12 protein-coding genes are annotated in these 14,702 nt (G+C 45.2%); all 12 read right to left on the bottom strand.

The annotated features are described in order from the left end of the window. Positions 1 to 14: 14 nt before the first annotated feature. Positions 15 to 1,004: a signal recognition particle-docking protein FtsY gene (ftsY, locus tag JQX68_RS08955; protein WP_014663946.1), complete on the bottom strand. Its 990-nt coding sequence runs from the start codon at positions 1,002 to 1,004 to the stop codon at positions 15 to 17. Positions 1,005 to 1,023: 19 nt separating this feature from the next. Continuing rightward, the gene (gene smc / locus JQX68_RS08950) at positions 1,024 to 4,584 is read right to left on the bottom strand and encodes a chromosome segregation protein SMC (RefSeq protein WP_205440624.1); all 3,561 of its coding nucleotides are present in this window, start codon (positions 4,582 to 4,584) and stop codon (positions 1,024 to 1,026) included. 100 nt (positions 4,585 to 4,684) lie between these two features. Then, complete coding sequence (rncS, locus tag JQX68_RS08945; protein WP_003232030.1) at positions 4,685 to 5,434, bottom strand: ribonuclease III; 750 nt, start codon at positions 5,432 to 5,434, stop codon at positions 4,685 to 4,687. 139 nt (positions 5,435 to 5,573) lie between these two features. Next, positions 5,574 to 5,807: an acyl carrier protein gene (gene acpP, locus JQX68_RS08940; RefSeq protein WP_003154310.1), complete on the bottom strand. Its 234-nt coding sequence runs from the start codon at positions 5,805 to 5,807 to the stop codon at positions 5,574 to 5,576. Positions 5,808 to 5,890: 83 nt separating this feature from the next. Further along, positions 5,891 to 6,631: a 3-oxoacyl-[acyl-carrier-protein] reductase gene (gene fabG / locus JQX68_RS08935; RefSeq protein ID WP_014113766.1), complete on the bottom strand. Its 741-nt coding sequence runs from the start codon at positions 6,629 to 6,631 to the stop codon at positions 5,891 to 5,893. After that, a complete protein-coding gene (gene fabD, locus JQX68_RS08930) occupies positions 6,624 to 7,577 on the bottom strand; it encodes an ACP S-malonyltransferase (protein ID WP_147771890.1) in 954 nt (317 codons plus the stop codon). Before fabD ends, fabG begins: the two co-directional genes overlap by 8 nt. An 18-nt stretch (positions 7,578 to 7,595) precedes the next feature. After that, positions 7,596 to 8,597, bottom strand: a complete 1,002-nt coding sequence (gene plsX, locus JQX68_RS08925) for a phosphate acyltransferase PlsX (protein ID WP_069149582.1) — start codon at positions 8,595 to 8,597, stop codon at positions 7,596 to 7,598. Positions 8,598 to 8,610: 13 nt separating this feature from the next. After that, the gene (fapR, locus tag JQX68_RS08920) at positions 8,611 to 9,177 is read right to left on the bottom strand and encodes a transcription factor FapR (RefSeq protein ID WP_003232044.1); all 567 of its coding nucleotides are present in this window, start codon (positions 9,175 to 9,177) and stop codon (positions 8,611 to 8,613) included. Between the two features lie 108 nt (positions 9,178 to 9,285). After that, positions 9,286 to 11,334: an ATP-dependent DNA helicase RecG gene (recG, locus tag JQX68_RS08915; RefSeq protein WP_147771889.1), complete on the bottom strand. Its 2,049-nt coding sequence runs from the start codon at positions 11,332 to 11,334 to the stop codon at positions 9,286 to 9,288. Next, on the bottom strand, positions 11,312 to 12,214 hold the full coding sequence (gene sdaAA / locus JQX68_RS08910; protein ID WP_003232049.1) for an L-serine ammonia-lyase, iron-sulfur-dependent, subunit alpha: 903 nt from the start codon (positions 12,212 to 12,214) through the stop codon (positions 11,312 to 11,314). Before sdaAA ends, recG begins: the two co-directional genes overlap by 23 nt. A gap of 24 nt (positions 12,215 to 12,238) precedes the next feature. Further along, positions 12,239 to 12,901, bottom strand: a complete 663-nt coding sequence (gene sdaAB / locus JQX68_RS08905; protein WP_014663941.1) for an L-serine ammonia-lyase, iron-sulfur-dependent subunit beta — start codon at positions 12,899 to 12,901, stop codon at positions 12,239 to 12,241. Positions 12,902 to 13,039: 138 nt separating this feature from the next. Further along, positions 13,040 to 14,701, bottom strand: a complete 1,662-nt coding sequence (locus JQX68_RS08900) for a DAK2 domain-containing protein (RefSeq protein WP_147771888.1) — start codon at positions 14,699 to 14,701, stop codon at positions 13,040 to 13,042. Between the last annotated feature and the right edge of the window lies 1 nt (position 14,702).

Genomic DNA, 14,702 nt, shown 5'->3' with positions numbered 1-14,702 from the left:
TCGTTTTTTATTCATTAATCCTCGGCTTTTTCCACTAAATCTGAAAAGAGCCCGTACACATACGATTCTGGATCAAATTCCTGAAGGTCATCAACTTTTTCACCTAACCCGACTAGTTTAACCGGGATGTGAAGCTCGTTGCGAATCGCAAGGACGATACCGCCTTTTGCCGTACCATCAAGCTTCGTTAAAGCAATGCCGGTAACATTTGTCGCTTTAGAGAACTCTTTTGCCTGGGCCATTGCATTTTGGCCAGTTGTGGCATCAAGGGCAAGCAGCACCTCATGCGGTGCTTCAGGAACCTCTCTTTCGATAACACGTTTCACTTTTTCAAGCTCTTTCATGAGATTGACTTTGTTTTGGAGACGACCTGCCGTATCACAAATTAATACATCGGCATTTCTTGCTTTTGCAGCATGAACAGCATCGTAGATGACAGCCGCCGGATCGCTTCCGGCCGTCTGCTTAATGACAGGCACTCCTGTACGCTCTCCCCATACTTCCAGCTGTTCAATGGCTCCCGCTCTAAAAGTGTCTCCGGCAGCAAGCACGACAGATTTTCCTTCTTGTTTCATTTTATGAGCAAGCTTTCCGATCGTTGTCGTTTTCCCAACGCCGTTTACACCTACCAGAAGGATTACGTTTAAACGCCCATCCTGGATATTCAGCTCTGAAATTTGCTCATCTCCGCTGTTATAAATCTCGACCAGTTTCTCAGAAATGACTGACTGGACTTCCTTCGGATCTTGGATATTTCTGCGTTTGACTTCTTTTTTTAGTTCATCTATCAATTCCATAACGGTTGTAAAACCGACATCCGCGCTGATAAGAACCTCTTCAAGCTCTTCGAAGAAATCCTCATCCACTTTACGGTAACGGGATACAAGATCATTCACTTTGTTTTGAAAGGAGTTTCTTGTTTTTTCAAGGCCATCCTTAAACTTTTCAGATACGGAATCTGTCTGTTTTGTGATTTTCTCTTTTAATTTTTTAAAAAAGCTCATCTTTTAACCTCTTTCCTCGTTACTGAACGAATTCTTTTGTTTCTTCCAGCTTAACTGAGATTACCTTGGACACACCGGACTCCTGCATGGTTACGCCGTATAGGACATCCGCTTCCTCCATCGTCCCTTTTCTGTGGGTAATCACAATAAACTGGGTATCTCTGCTGTATCTTTTTAAATACTGCGCAAACCGGAACACATTCGCTTCGTCAAGCGCAGCCTCTACTTCGTCAAGGACGCAAAACGGCACTGGACGTACCTTTAAAATTGAGAATAAGAGCGCTATAGCCGTAAGCGCACGCTCTCCGCCTGACAGGAGGTTTAAGTTTTGCAGCTTTTTCCCCGGCGGCTGTGCGATAATCTCAACTCCTGAGTGAAGCAGATCGTTAGGATCGGTGAGCCTCAATTCAGCTCGCCCCCCTCCGAATAAGGAGCGGAAGACTTGATCAAAGTGTGAGCGGATTTGGACGAATGTGTCGTTAAAGCGTTTCGTCATTTCTTCATCCATTTCTTCAATCACTTGGAACAGGGTATTTTTCGCTTCTGTTAAATCTTCTTTTTGTTCCGACAGAAACTTGTACCGTTCGTTGACCCTCTCAAACTCATCTATGCTTCCGAGGTTCACGGTACCAAGCTCTTCAATTGCGAGTTTAATCAGCTTCACGCGCTTTCTGGCTTCCTCTGGATCAGTTTCAAGCTGATATTTCTCTTTTGCCCCCTCAAAGGACAAGCTGTATTCCTCCCGCAAGTACTGGAGTAAATTATCGAGCTCTACTTCCATTCGCCCAAGTTTGACTTCCTCGTCTTTTAAGAGTGTGGTTTTTTGTTTATACAGGCGTTTCATTTCTTTTAGCTCACGCTCATACGTATCAAGCCCATGCTGAAGCTTGATGCGCTGATCGCGCCTTAACGCAATCAGTTCGATCGTTTTCGTTTTGTCATTCAATTTGTGTTTTGCGGCTTCTTCCAGCTTTTCTTCGCCGCTGGTGCTTGATGACATCTCTGACGTTAAGAAGCTTAAGTCTTCTTTTGCTTCTTTTAACGCAAACTCAGTTTCTGTGAGCTCTTTCTTCAATCTGGCAAGGTTGTCCTCTTCCCCCTTGCATGCCTGCTCTTTTTTGGCTGCTGCGATCTTCAGCTCAGTCAGCTCGTTGGAGAGAGACTCTTTCGTTGAGGATTGCGATTGTTTTTGTTTTGTCAGTCTGTCTATGTCCTCTTCAAGAAGCTTCATCTTTTCAGATACGGCTGAGAGCTCTTCTTCAAGCTTGCGTTTGCGCGCTTTTTTCTCTTCATCGCTTTCTGACAGAGCAGATTTTTCTTGATCATAGAGCTCTAAATGGGTATTGATATTTTTCTCGGCAACTTGAAGTTCGTACAGCTGGCCCTTCACATCCTGCTGCTTTAACCTTAAGCTTTCTCCGGTTTCTCTTAAGTCAGCCAATTTTTTCTCCATATCCTGAATGGAGTGCTTAAGGGTTTTGACCTCTTGTTCAAGCAGAGCAGTTTTCTCTTCCATTTCAGCGAGCCGTTTCGTCACATCTTCTAGCTCCCGGCTTCTTCCGAGAAGGGAGTTATTTTTCTTTTTAACCGCGCCGCCCGTCATTGAGCCACCAGGGTTCACAACATCTCCCTCAAGGGTTACGATGCGGTACCGGTGCCCGAGAAGCTTCGCAAGCTCGTTTGCACCCTTTAAATCCTCTGTGATCAGCACGGTCCCAAGAAGGTTTTGGATGACGCTTCGATATGCAGGATCAAATGTGACAAGTTCACTGGCAACCCCGAGAAATGATGAGTGCCGAGCGGCTGTTTCCGCGTCACGGCTTTGCAACTGGCGGTCTCTAATAACAGAAAGAGGCAAAAACGTCGCCCGGCCGAAGGAATTCTGCTTTAAATATTGAATCGCTTTGCGGGCAGACTGTTCATCGTCGGTCACGACGTGTTGAGCAGAAGCGCCGAGCGCTATTTCAATGGCCGTTTCATACTTCTGTTCTGTCGAGATCAGCTCAAGGACCGCTCCGCGAATTCCGCCAAGGCGCTCTTTCGCTTTCAGCACTTCTTTAACACCTTGATAAAAGCCGGAGAAATCCCCCTGCATCGTCTCAAGCATGTCCTTTTTTGCTCTCGCTTGCTGAACATATTGGTATGCCTGATACAGAGCGGATTCATTTTTTTCGTATTGGCGCTTTTTCTGCTCATATTTTGTCTGCATATCACGATATGCACCAACTTGGCTGTGAATCTCCTGCTCAATTTGGGCAAACTCCGTTTCACATGCTGCTTTTCGCGCAGAAATATCACGCCGTTCCTGTAAGTGCTTTTCATTGTTGTCCGCGAGTCTCTGCAATGTGACAGCAGATTGGGACATCTGATCATCTAGGAGCTGGAGCTCGTTGCGAAACGAAGCCTGGCTGTTTAACAGCTCAAAGTAATCACTTTTCAGCTGCTCGATTTTCTCTTCGACATTTTCGTTGTGAAGACTTAGAGCCTGTTGTTTTTCTTTTACTTGAGCCCTTAGAAGTTTCACCTCTGCTTGAAGTGTTTCGAAGACAGCTTCCTGCTTCGCAAGCTCTTGTTTCAGCACCGTTTCTTTTTGCTGGAACTGAACGATGGCTTCTTCAAGCTGTTCTTGGTTTTGCACAGCGTTTTTCTTTCGTTCTTTCAGGACTTCTTTACGGCCTTCAAGCTTTTCCAGCTCTTCACTTGTTACCAGTAAAACTTGCTGGAGCTCATCTACTGATTCATCAAGCGCTTGAATTTTATCTCTCGCATCTTCGATTTTCGCTTCTTTCGCAGAAATCGCAGACGATTCAGCGAGCTCTTCTTCCTTTGCAAGCTGCACTTTCTCTTTAAGCGTTGACCATTTGCCATGCAGCTCTTCGATATCATAGGCAGTCAGCGCAATTTCAACATGCTCCAGCTCTTTCTTTTTCTCAAGGTAATCTTTCGCTATTGAAGCTTGAATTTTAAGAGGTTCAACCTGTCCTTCAAGCTCATGTAATATATCTTCTACCCGATTTAGGTTGTCTTGTGTTTCAAACAGTTTATTTTCTGCTTTTTTCTTTCTCGTTTTATATTTAAGCACCCCGGCCGCTTCTTCAAAGATACTGCGGCGATCTTCTGCTTTGCTGCTTAAAATCTCTTCCACTTTCCCTTGGCTGATAATAGAAAATGCTTCTTTACCAAGGCCAGAGTCCATAAATAAATCAATAATATCTTTTAAGCGGCATGGCTGATTGTTAATCAGAAACTCACTTTCGCCTGATCTGTACACACGTCTTGTGACACTAACCTCGTGGAAGTCAATTGGCAAGAAATGATCGTCATTATCAAGAGTAAGCGTAACTTCAGCTAGATTTAATCGCTTTCTTGAATCACTGCCGGCAAAAATAATGTCTTCCATTTTTCCGCCGCGAAGAGAGCGTGCCGATTGTTCGCCGAGAACCCAGCGAATGGCATCCGTGATGTTGCTTTTTCCGCTTCCGTTCGGGCCGACAACCGCTGTCACGCCTTTCACGAAGTCTACGGAAATCCGTTCTGCAAATGATTTAAATCCTATAACGTCTAAACGTTTGAGGAACATAGCGATCCTCCTTATGTAATAAGTATTTCAATTCTATCATAAACATTGGTGAAATAAGACGGCATACATACTGAAATCCCCCTGAATCATAAGGGGGATTTTATTGTTTCGTATGGTGTTTTTGCAATTTAGCTAAAGCTTCCTGAGCAGCGTGCTGTTCGGCTTCTTTCTTTGAACGGCCGTTTCCGACTCCGAGTGGTTCACCTTTTAGAGATACGATGGCTTCAAATTCACGGTTGTGCGCAGGTCCTTTTTCGTTGGAGATTTTATACTCCAGAGAGCCTTTGCCGTCCCGCTGCACGTATTCCTGCAGCTGGCTTTTGAAATCCATCACATGAGAAAAAGCACCATCGTTAATTTTAGGGAACACATAAACTTTTAAGAAACTTTCGACCGGCTCTAATCCTTGGTCAAGATACAAGGCTCCGATAAATGCCTCAAAAACATCTGCCAATAGAGCAGGACGCTTTCTTCCGCCTGTCATTTCCTCACCTTTCCCCAACAGGACAAGGTCGCCGAATGACAGTTCGTGAGCCAATGAAACGAGAGACGGTTCGCAAACAATTGCGGCTCTCAATTTCGTCAAATCTCCTTCACTCATAGCCGGGTATTTGGCAAATAAGAATCTGGAGATCGTCAGTTCCAAAACAGCGTCACCTAAAAATTCAAGCCTTTCATTATCTTCATACGGCTTTTTCCGATGCTCATTCACATAAGATGAATGTGTAAATGCTTGATACAAAAGCTTTTCATTTTGAAAGTGAACCGAAATCCGTTCTTGAAACTCTTTAAATTGTTCTACTTTTTTATAGAACTTTTTTTTATCTTTATAATGTGAGTGTTTTGACATAGTAACCTCCATAGGCACATCAGGTTCACCGCGCTTCCCTGACTAAACCGGATACAGCGCGCGTAAAAGCGGCATGCTGTAATAACTGCACGAATAAAGGGCTAAAGCCCCGCGTTTCGGCGGGACTTTTAGCATCAGCTTATTGCTGGTTTTGTATGTAGTTCACAGCGTCGCCGACTGTTGCAATCTTTTCAGCATCTTCGTCAGAAATTTCCATATCAAACTCGTCTTCAAGTTCCATAACAAGCTCAACTACATCTAGGGAATCAGCACCTAAGTCTTCCTTGAAAGAAGCTTCAAGTTTGACGTCTGCTTCATCAACGCCAAGGCGATCTACGATGATTTTCGTTACACGCTCTAATGTATCTGCCATAGCAATTCACCTCCCCTCAAGTATTATAGTGGATTCGTTTTTAAAAAACTAGAGAAACTATGATGAAATTTTCGAGAAAAAACTTACATCACCATTCCGCCGTCAATATGAAGTGTTTGGCCTGTCATGTAACGTGCTCCCTCTGAAGCAAGGAACGTGACAACACTGCTGACATCGCCGGGTTCGCCAAAGCGCGCGAGCGGAATTTGTTTCAGCATTTCATCTTGAACGTCTTTTGCAAGTTTATCTGTCATATCGGTTGAGATAAATCCTGGCGCTATCGCATTTACCGTAATATTTCGGCTGGCCAGCTCTTTAGCGGAAGATTTGGTTAAACCGATGACGCCGGCTTTTGCAGCCACGTAGTTGGCTTGTCCAGGGTTTCCGCTGACGCCTACGATAGACGATACGTTAATAATACGTCCTGAACGCTGTTTCATCATTTGTCTTGTCACAGCTTTTGTGCAGTTGAAAACACCCTTCAGGTTAATGTTAATGACATCATCCCATTCGTCTTCCTTCATTCTCATGATGAGATTGTCTCTTGTAATTCCCGCATTATTAACCAGAATATCAATCGTAGAAAAAACAGAAAGCGTTTCTTTTATCATGTTTTGTACATCTTCGGGATTTGATACATCCGCTTTGACAGCAATTGCTTTTCTGCCCATTGATTTGATTTCATCAACCACTTCATTTGCTTTCGCTTCATTGCCGGAGTAGTTCACGACAACATTCGCGCCGCTTTTTGCCAGGTCAAGGGCGATTGAGCGGCCAATTCCGCGGGATGCGCCAGTGACAATAGCCGTTTTATCATTAAGCATTATCATTCTCCTCCTTAAGCGTTTGAATTGCCAGCTCGATCGTTTCCGGATCTGATACAGCAATTGTTTTTAATCGTCTGTTTACTTTTTTCACTAGGCCTGAAAGCACTTTTCCGGGACCGATTTCAACAAAAGTCGTAACGCCCTCTGCAATCAGCTTGTTAATGCTCTCCTCAAAACGAACAGGAGAGTAAAGCTGCTCAATGAGTTTTTGTTTGATTTCAGCTTTTTCAGTCATCAGGTCAGCAGAAACATTTGAGATGACCGGAACGTCAGCGTCTTTTATGTCACAGGCATCCAATACCTCTTTCAGCTTTTCAGCTGCCGGTTTCATCAGTTCGGAATGGAACGGACCGCTTACTTCAAGCGGAATCGCGCGTTTTGCACCATTCTCTTTTGCCAGTTCAGATGCAAGCTCAACCCCTTTAGCTGTTCCGGAAATAACGATTTGTCCAGGACAGTTGAGATTCGCAAGCTGCACAAGGTTGCCTTCCTTCGTGACTTTATCAGTTACTTGCTTTAACGCTTCAGCATCCATGCCGAGAATCGCAGCCATTGCTCCTTCGCCAGCCGGTACCGCTTCATTCATAAACTCTCCGCGTTTTCTGACGGTGTAAACAGCATCTTTGAAGGACAGGGCGCCAGCCGCAACCAGTGCAGAATATTCACCAAGGCTGTGCCCTGCTGTGAAATCAGGTGTAATGCCAGATTCTTTAAATTTCTCAAGAACAGCAATGCTTGTCGTAAGCAAAGCAGGCTGCGCATTGTATGTAAGTGTTAATTCTTCAGCAGCACCCTCAAAAATAAGCGAGCTGAGTTTTGTTTCTAATGTTTCATCGGCTTCATCAAACAGATGCTTTGCAGCAGGCACCTGCTCATAAAGCTCTTTTCCCATGCCGATAAATTGTGAACCCTGACCCGGGAATAAAAATGCAATCTTACTCATGATGTAAAAACCTCCAGACTACTCATCTGTTTTTTCTTCTTTTACTTCTTCCTGAATGAGTTCAGCCACATTTTGGCTGACCATCTCTCTTGCTTGCCGAATCGCATGAAATACTGCATGAGAATCTGATGAGCCGTGCGCCTTGATCACAGGGGCTTTTAAGCCAAAAAGACTTGCTCCACCATAATTCGAGTACTCCATTTTCATTTTCATTTCTTTCAACTTTGGCTTCAGCACAGCTGCTGCAACCTTGGATGTGAAAGTAGACGTCATTACTTCTCTCATCATTTTAAAAATAGACAACGCAGAGCCTTCCAGCGTTTTGAGTGTAACATTCCCGGTAAAGCCGTCTGTTACTACAACATCCGCCACATCATCTAATAGGTCTCGCGCTTCCACGTTTCCGATAAAATTGATGTTCTCTGTTTCTTTTAACATTTGAAACGTTTGTTTCGTCAGTTCGTTTCCTTTTTTATCTTCTGTTCCGACATTTAAAAGCCCGACTCTCGGTGAAGAGACACCGCGCACTTGCTGAGAATAAACAGAGCCCATGATGGCGTATTGAACGAGGTGCTCCGGTTTGGCATCGACATTGGCGCCGACATCAAGCAGAAGAAATCCGCCTCCCGAAACGGTCGGAAGTGTCGGGGCAAGCGCCGGACGGTCAATTCCTTTAATTCTTCCGACGATAAAGAGACCGGCTGTCATTAACGCACCGGTATTCCCTGCTGAAATGCAGGCGTCAGCTCTGTTTTCCGCAACCTCCTGCGCCATAAGAACCATTGATGAGTTCTTTTTTCTTCGCACGGCGCGGACCGGTTCATCCGTAGGCTCAATCACTTCATCTGCGTGCAGCACCGTGATGCGATCTGATGTTGTTGTTAAATGTGATTCTATCGTTGTTTTGTCACCGACAAGTGTGATATGGAGATCATCAAATGCCTCTATACCTTTTATAACTCCGTCAATAACAGCTTTGGGAGCGTGGTCTCCCCCCATTGCATCTACAGCTATTCTCATGCATGCTCCACCTTTATGAATGTTTTGAACGATACATATCAAAGCGTCCAGAAAAAACAATTTCTTCGCCAACGTAGCTGTTCACTTCGACAACCGTTCTTCCTTTTTCTTTTTCGACAGCCGTTACTTTCGCTTTCGCTACGACGCGTTCTCCCTGCTTTACCTGTCTTGTAAAGCGGATGTCTGCACTTGCAGTCAGCGCCAGCTCGTCATCAATGACTGCAACGGCCAAAGAATTCGCCTGTGCAAATAAATGGTGTCCTCTCGCAATCTGATTCCGGCTGAACACATGCTCCTGTTTTATTTCTAAAATGGATATCGCCTGATCATCCAGCTCAAGGTCAATAATTTCTCCGATAACTTCATCAAGTGACAGGGACTTTACTTCGTCCTCAAGTGTTTTCTCTGCCACGTTCTTAATTCTTTCTCTCAGCTCCGGTATGGAAAGCTCTAAGCGGTCCAAACGTATCGTCTGGATGCTCACCCCGAATTTACCAGCTAATTCTTCATCTGTAATAAAAGGGGTTGCTTGAATCGTCTGCTGAAGTAATTCCTGGCGTTCTCTCTTATTTCTTCTCATATCTAAACACCATCCGGACAATTAAGACTAGGTACTAATAGTAGTATATAATTTCATAGATTGGAATGCAACGATTGTTTCTGGCTGAACACCAAAAACTTCTGATGCTCAGCTTAATTTTTCCCCGTCCATTACTCCGCTCTTCAGCAAATGCTCTCTTAACACAGCGTATTCCGGCTCCTTCCAGAACGCGTCGGAAGCCACAAGATTCGCAGCATCCTGCCTTGCCGTTTCAAGCGCTCTGTAATCATGAACCATGTCCGCCACCTTGAATTCCGGCATTCCGCTTTGTTTTTTCCCAAAGAAATCACCGGGACCCCTCAGTTCCAGATCCTTTTCAGACAGCTCGAACCCGTCATTGGTCTCCGACATGATCCTCATCCGTTCTTTCCCTGTTTCTGATTTTGGATCAGCCATCAGAATACAGAAAGATTGATGTTCCCCCCGTCCGACACGGCCGCGCAGCTGGTGAAGCTGTGACAGCCCGAAACGGTCGGCGTCATAAATCACCATAATCGTTGCATTCGGAACATTCACGCCGACCTCAACGACAGTGGTGGATACGAGAATTTGACAGTGATTGGCACTGAATTCTCTCATGACCTGGTCTTTTTCATCTGAATGCAGCTTTCCGTGCATAAGGCCGACGTTCCATTTCCCCCGAAAAATATCAGAAAGCATATTGTATACGTCAATGGCGTTTTGCACATCAAGCTTGTCTGATTCTTCAATCAGCGGACAGATGATATAAGCCTGTCTGCCTTGCTTTAATTCTTTTTCGACAAATGCCAAAATGCGATCCAGCATGTCATGTTTTACCCAATAGGTTTCGATTTGCTTTCGTCCAGCCGGCATCTCATCAATAACTGATACGTCCATTTCACCGAACACTGTGATCGCTAATGTTCTTGGAATCGGAGTGGCTGTCATAAAGAGAACATCAGGATCCTGCCCTTTGTTCCGAAGCTTTTTGCGCTGCTCAACCCCAAAACGATGCTGTTCATCTGTAATAACAAGACTCAGCGCCTTAAACTCCACCTCATCTTGGATTAAAGCGTGGGTTCCTACAAGAATATCAATCTCTCCCGCCGCAAGACGCTCAAGCAATTCTTTTCGCCGCTTCCCTTTAACGGAGCTTGTCAAAAGAGCCACGCTGACATCCCATTTTTCAAATAGTGACACAAACGAATCAGCATGCTGTTCGGCCAGAATTTCTGTCGGCACCATGAGCGCTCCTTGGTATCCGGATAAGATCGCGGCATACAGCGCAATCGCAGCGACTGCTGTTTTTCCTGATCCAACGTCCCCTTGAAGAAGGCGGTTCATTCTGTATGGAGAAGACATGTCTGCTGTTATTTCGCGAAGAACGCGTGACTGGGCATTTGTGAGGGGAAACGGGAGGCTTTTGATAAATCTCATGAGTTCTTCGTTTGAAAAAACCTGCCGTATCCCTTGTGTCTGCTCTCTTTCCGCCTTTCGGAACGCCTGCATTTTCAACTGAAACAGCAAAAATTCTTCGTAAACAAACCGTCGTCTGGCAAGCTTTAATGCTTCCCTTGTTTCCGGCTGGTGCATTGCTTTTAACGCCTGATAATAGTCAGGCAGTTTATAGCTTTTTCTTAGCTTTTCCGGAAGAGGATCAGGAAGTGATTCTGCATATTGGGTCAGCGCCTGCTGAATAAAGCGCCTCATCATTTTGACGGTAACATTTTCTTTCACAGAATACACTGGTTCAATGCTTTTATCCTCTTGATGCGGCCCGTTTTTCAACTCCTGAACAGAGATCGTTTGGCGGTGCTTGTCCCATTTACCTGAGACCGTCACAACAGAGCCGAGCGAAAGCTTTTTCTTCAAATAAGGCCTGTTAAAACATACGGCTGTGATTAAATAGTTGCCGACAAGAACCCGAAATGTCAGCCTGTTTCGTTTTTTTCCGTAATAGGTAAGAGAAGGCTCTGAATGAACCTTCCCTTCGACTGTGACTCTTTCATCATGCTTTACTTCTTCTAAATCCCTCAGCTCGTAGTCATCATAGCGATAAGGGAAATAATTCAGAAGATCAGAAATGTCATAAATTCCGAGTTCGTGTAATGTTTTTTCTGTTTCCGGCCCAATACCCTTAATGTTAGCTATACTAGTTTGCTGATGTTGTTTCACGTGAACCTAGCGCTCCTCCGAAAATTTTTTTCTCTAACTCTCTTCCAGTCGGTGTGGCCGCTAAACCGCCCTGGCCTGTTTCTCTAAGCGCAGTTGGCATCGTTTGGCCTATTTTATACATGGCATCGATAACCTCATCACATGGAATACGGCTAGTAATGCCTGCCAATGCCATATCAGCGGCGATCATCGCATTTGACGCGCCCATCGCATTCCGTTTCACGCAGGGCACCTCAACAAGCCCCGCTACAGGGTCGCACACGAGGCCTAGCATATTTTTTAATGTAATGGCCATGGCCTCCGCGCTTTGTTCGGGGGTTCCTCCTGCCATTTCAACAATGGCCGCAGCCGCCATGCCTGAAGCTGATCCAACCTCTGCCTGACATCCTCCGGCAGCACCGGAAATACTTGCGTTATTGGCGACGACAAATCCGAAGGCTCCGGCCGTAAACAAAAAGCGAATCATTTGTTCTCTCGTTGGATTCAGCTTTTCTTTTACAGCAAATAACGTGCCGGGCACCACACCGGCAGAACCTGCAGTCGGTGTCGCACAGATGGTTCCCATAGCTGCATTTACTTCATTTGTTGCAACGGCTTTCGATACAGCATCTAAAATCAACGGGCCAGACAGGCTTTTTCCTGATCGAATATAAGCCTGTAATTTAACAGCGTCTCCGCCCGTTAAACCCGTTTGGCTCGTCACTCCCTCGAGTCCTTTCTGAACTGCCGCTTCCATAACAGACAGGTTATGATCCATCTGCTGAAAAATGTCCTCTTTTGTTTTTTCTGTTACTTCCATCTCTTGAGCGATCATCACATCAGAGATCAATATTTGTTTTTCTTTAGTAATCTCAATTAATTCCTTTACATTACGAAACATAACTGGCTCCTCCTGACCCTTTCGCTAGTCAGCAATCTTTGTCACTTGAATAATATTCGGCAGCTTTGACAGCTCGTCGAGAATATGGTCGTCAATATTTTGATCGACCTCTATTGTCATCAGCGCAAGCTGGCCGATATCTTTCCGGGCTACTTCCATATGTCCTACGTTGATTGAAAATTTCGCAAGAACATTGGCAACACCGGCGATGGTGCCAAATTTGTCATTATGAACAACTAATATGGCCGGATGATTTCCTGACAGCCGGAGTTCAAAACCATTCAATTCTGTGATTTCGATCTTTCCTCCGCCAATCGAAATACCCGTCAGCTCAAGCTCTCCCTTTTCATCAGAAATGGTGATTTTGGCTGTGTTCGGATGGACCGGAACTGCGTCTTCAACCCGAAACTCTATATGAATTCCTTTATCTTCTGCAATTTGTATAGCGGTTTTAATCCGTTCGTCGAATGTATCAAAATCAAGCAATCCGCCGATAATCGCGACATCTGTGCCGTGGCCCTTATACGTTTCCGCAAAAGACCCGTAAAAAGATACGATGATGCGCTCAGGCTCTCTGCCAAATAAACTTCTGGCCACTCTCCCGATTCTGGCAGCTCCCGCTGTATGAGAGCTGGACGGACCGATCATAACCGGACCGATAATATCAAAAACGCTTCTGTATTTCATGCTATTCCTCCTTATGAACCAGAGCTTATTAGCGCTTTGCTTCTAGACTAATTGATCAGTTATAAAATGGCAAGCGGACGCGTTACAGCGCTGCCGCATTTAAAAGCAGACATAAGAATAGAAGGGCAAATTGCCCTTCTATTCTGCAGAAACGATATACGAATACAGCGGCTGTTTCCCATTGTGGATCTCAACCTCAATCTCCTCGTACTTATCACTGAGAAATGCTTCAAGCTGCTCGGCTTCTTCCCGAGACGCATCCTCACCATATAGAATGGTCACGATTTCATCGTCTTCTCCGATCATTTCTGACAGCAGCATTTTCGCGGCTGACAGTTGATTTTCAGAAGTGCCGATAATCGTTCCATTCAGAATGCCCATAAAGTCGCCTTTTTTAATATCTTTACCGTCAATATGAGTATCTCTGACTGAATACGTCACCTGTCCGCTTTTTACTTGCTGAATGGCGCTGAGCATATTGGTCTCGTTCGCTTCAGCTTCTTGATCCGGGTTAAAGGCCAGCAGTGCTGACATCCCTTGTGGAACCGTTTTGGCCGGAATGACTAAAACCTGTTCATTCATTACGCTGGCCGCTTGGTTAGCAGCCATAATAATGTTAGAGTTGTTCGGCAGGATAAACACCGTTTCTGCATTTACAGACTTCACGGCTTCGACGATATCCTCAGTACTCGGGTTCATCGTCTGACCGCCTTCAATCACAACAGAAGCGCCGATGCTTTTGAATAGGTCTGAAATTCCTTCCCCCATCGCCACAGTTACAATGCCATACGGCTGTTTTGCCGGCGTTTTTTCGTTGCCAGCGGGCTTGCTTTCTTGACTGATGATAGAGGTATGCTGTTCTCTCATATTTTCTATTTTTATTTTGATCAATTCACCGTAATGCTGGGCGTAGTTTAACACGTTCCCAGGCTCTTCAGCATGAATATGAACCTTCGCCAGCGATTCATCCGCAATCACGAGCAGTGAATCACCGAACTGGCTGAGGTCTTGTCTGAACGTACCTTCGTCGAATTCTCTTTTTGCCTGATCAAGCCTCACCATCACTTCGGTACAGAATCCAAATTCAATATCTTCGGTATTCATCATGCTTTGGGCGCTCTTGTGATGCTCCGCGTTGACCATGTCGTCAAGTGACGGAAGAACTGCTTTCTGAGGTACAGCTTCACCTTTTAATGAAGCAAGGAAACCTTCATACACACAAAGCAGGCCTTTGCCCCCGCTGTCGACAACTCCTACTTCCTTTAGAACAGGAAGCAATTCAGGGGTGCGGTTTAAAGACGCCTCCGCTTCTTCTGTCACTGCAGTCATCAGCGCAGTGATATCGGTTTCTTTTTCTGCTAAGGCCATCGCTTTTTTCGCAGCGTCTTTTGCAACTGTTAAAATGGTGCCCTCTACAGGTTTCATGACAGCTTTATACGCCATGTCTACACCTGCTTGCAGTGCAGCTGCAAATTCCAGCGAATTAATTTCTTTTTTCGATTCAATGCTTTTGCTGAATCCGCGGAACAATTGGGACAGGATGACTCCTGAATTTCCACGCGCTCCCATGAGCAGTCCTTTAGATAACGCGGTGCCCACCTTCCCGATATCATCCGTATCCATTTGTTCAACTTCTCTTGCTCCGGAAGTCATCGACAGGTTCATGTTTGTTCCCGTATCACCGTCCGGCACAGGGAACACGTTCAGCGCATCAACTGCACTGGCGTTTTGAGACAGATTCTGCGCTCCCGCAAGAATCATCTCGGCAAAGGTTCTGCCGTCTAATGTTCTAATAGACAAT

Source organism: Bacillus sp. LJBS06, from assembly GCF_016924995.1.
In the GTDB taxonomy this organism is placed as follows: Bacteria; Bacillota; Bacilli; order Bacillales; family Bacillaceae; genus Bacillus; species Bacillus stercoris.
Note: the sequence above shows the minus strand (reverse complement) of the source record. Positions and strands in the feature narration are given on the sequence as shown.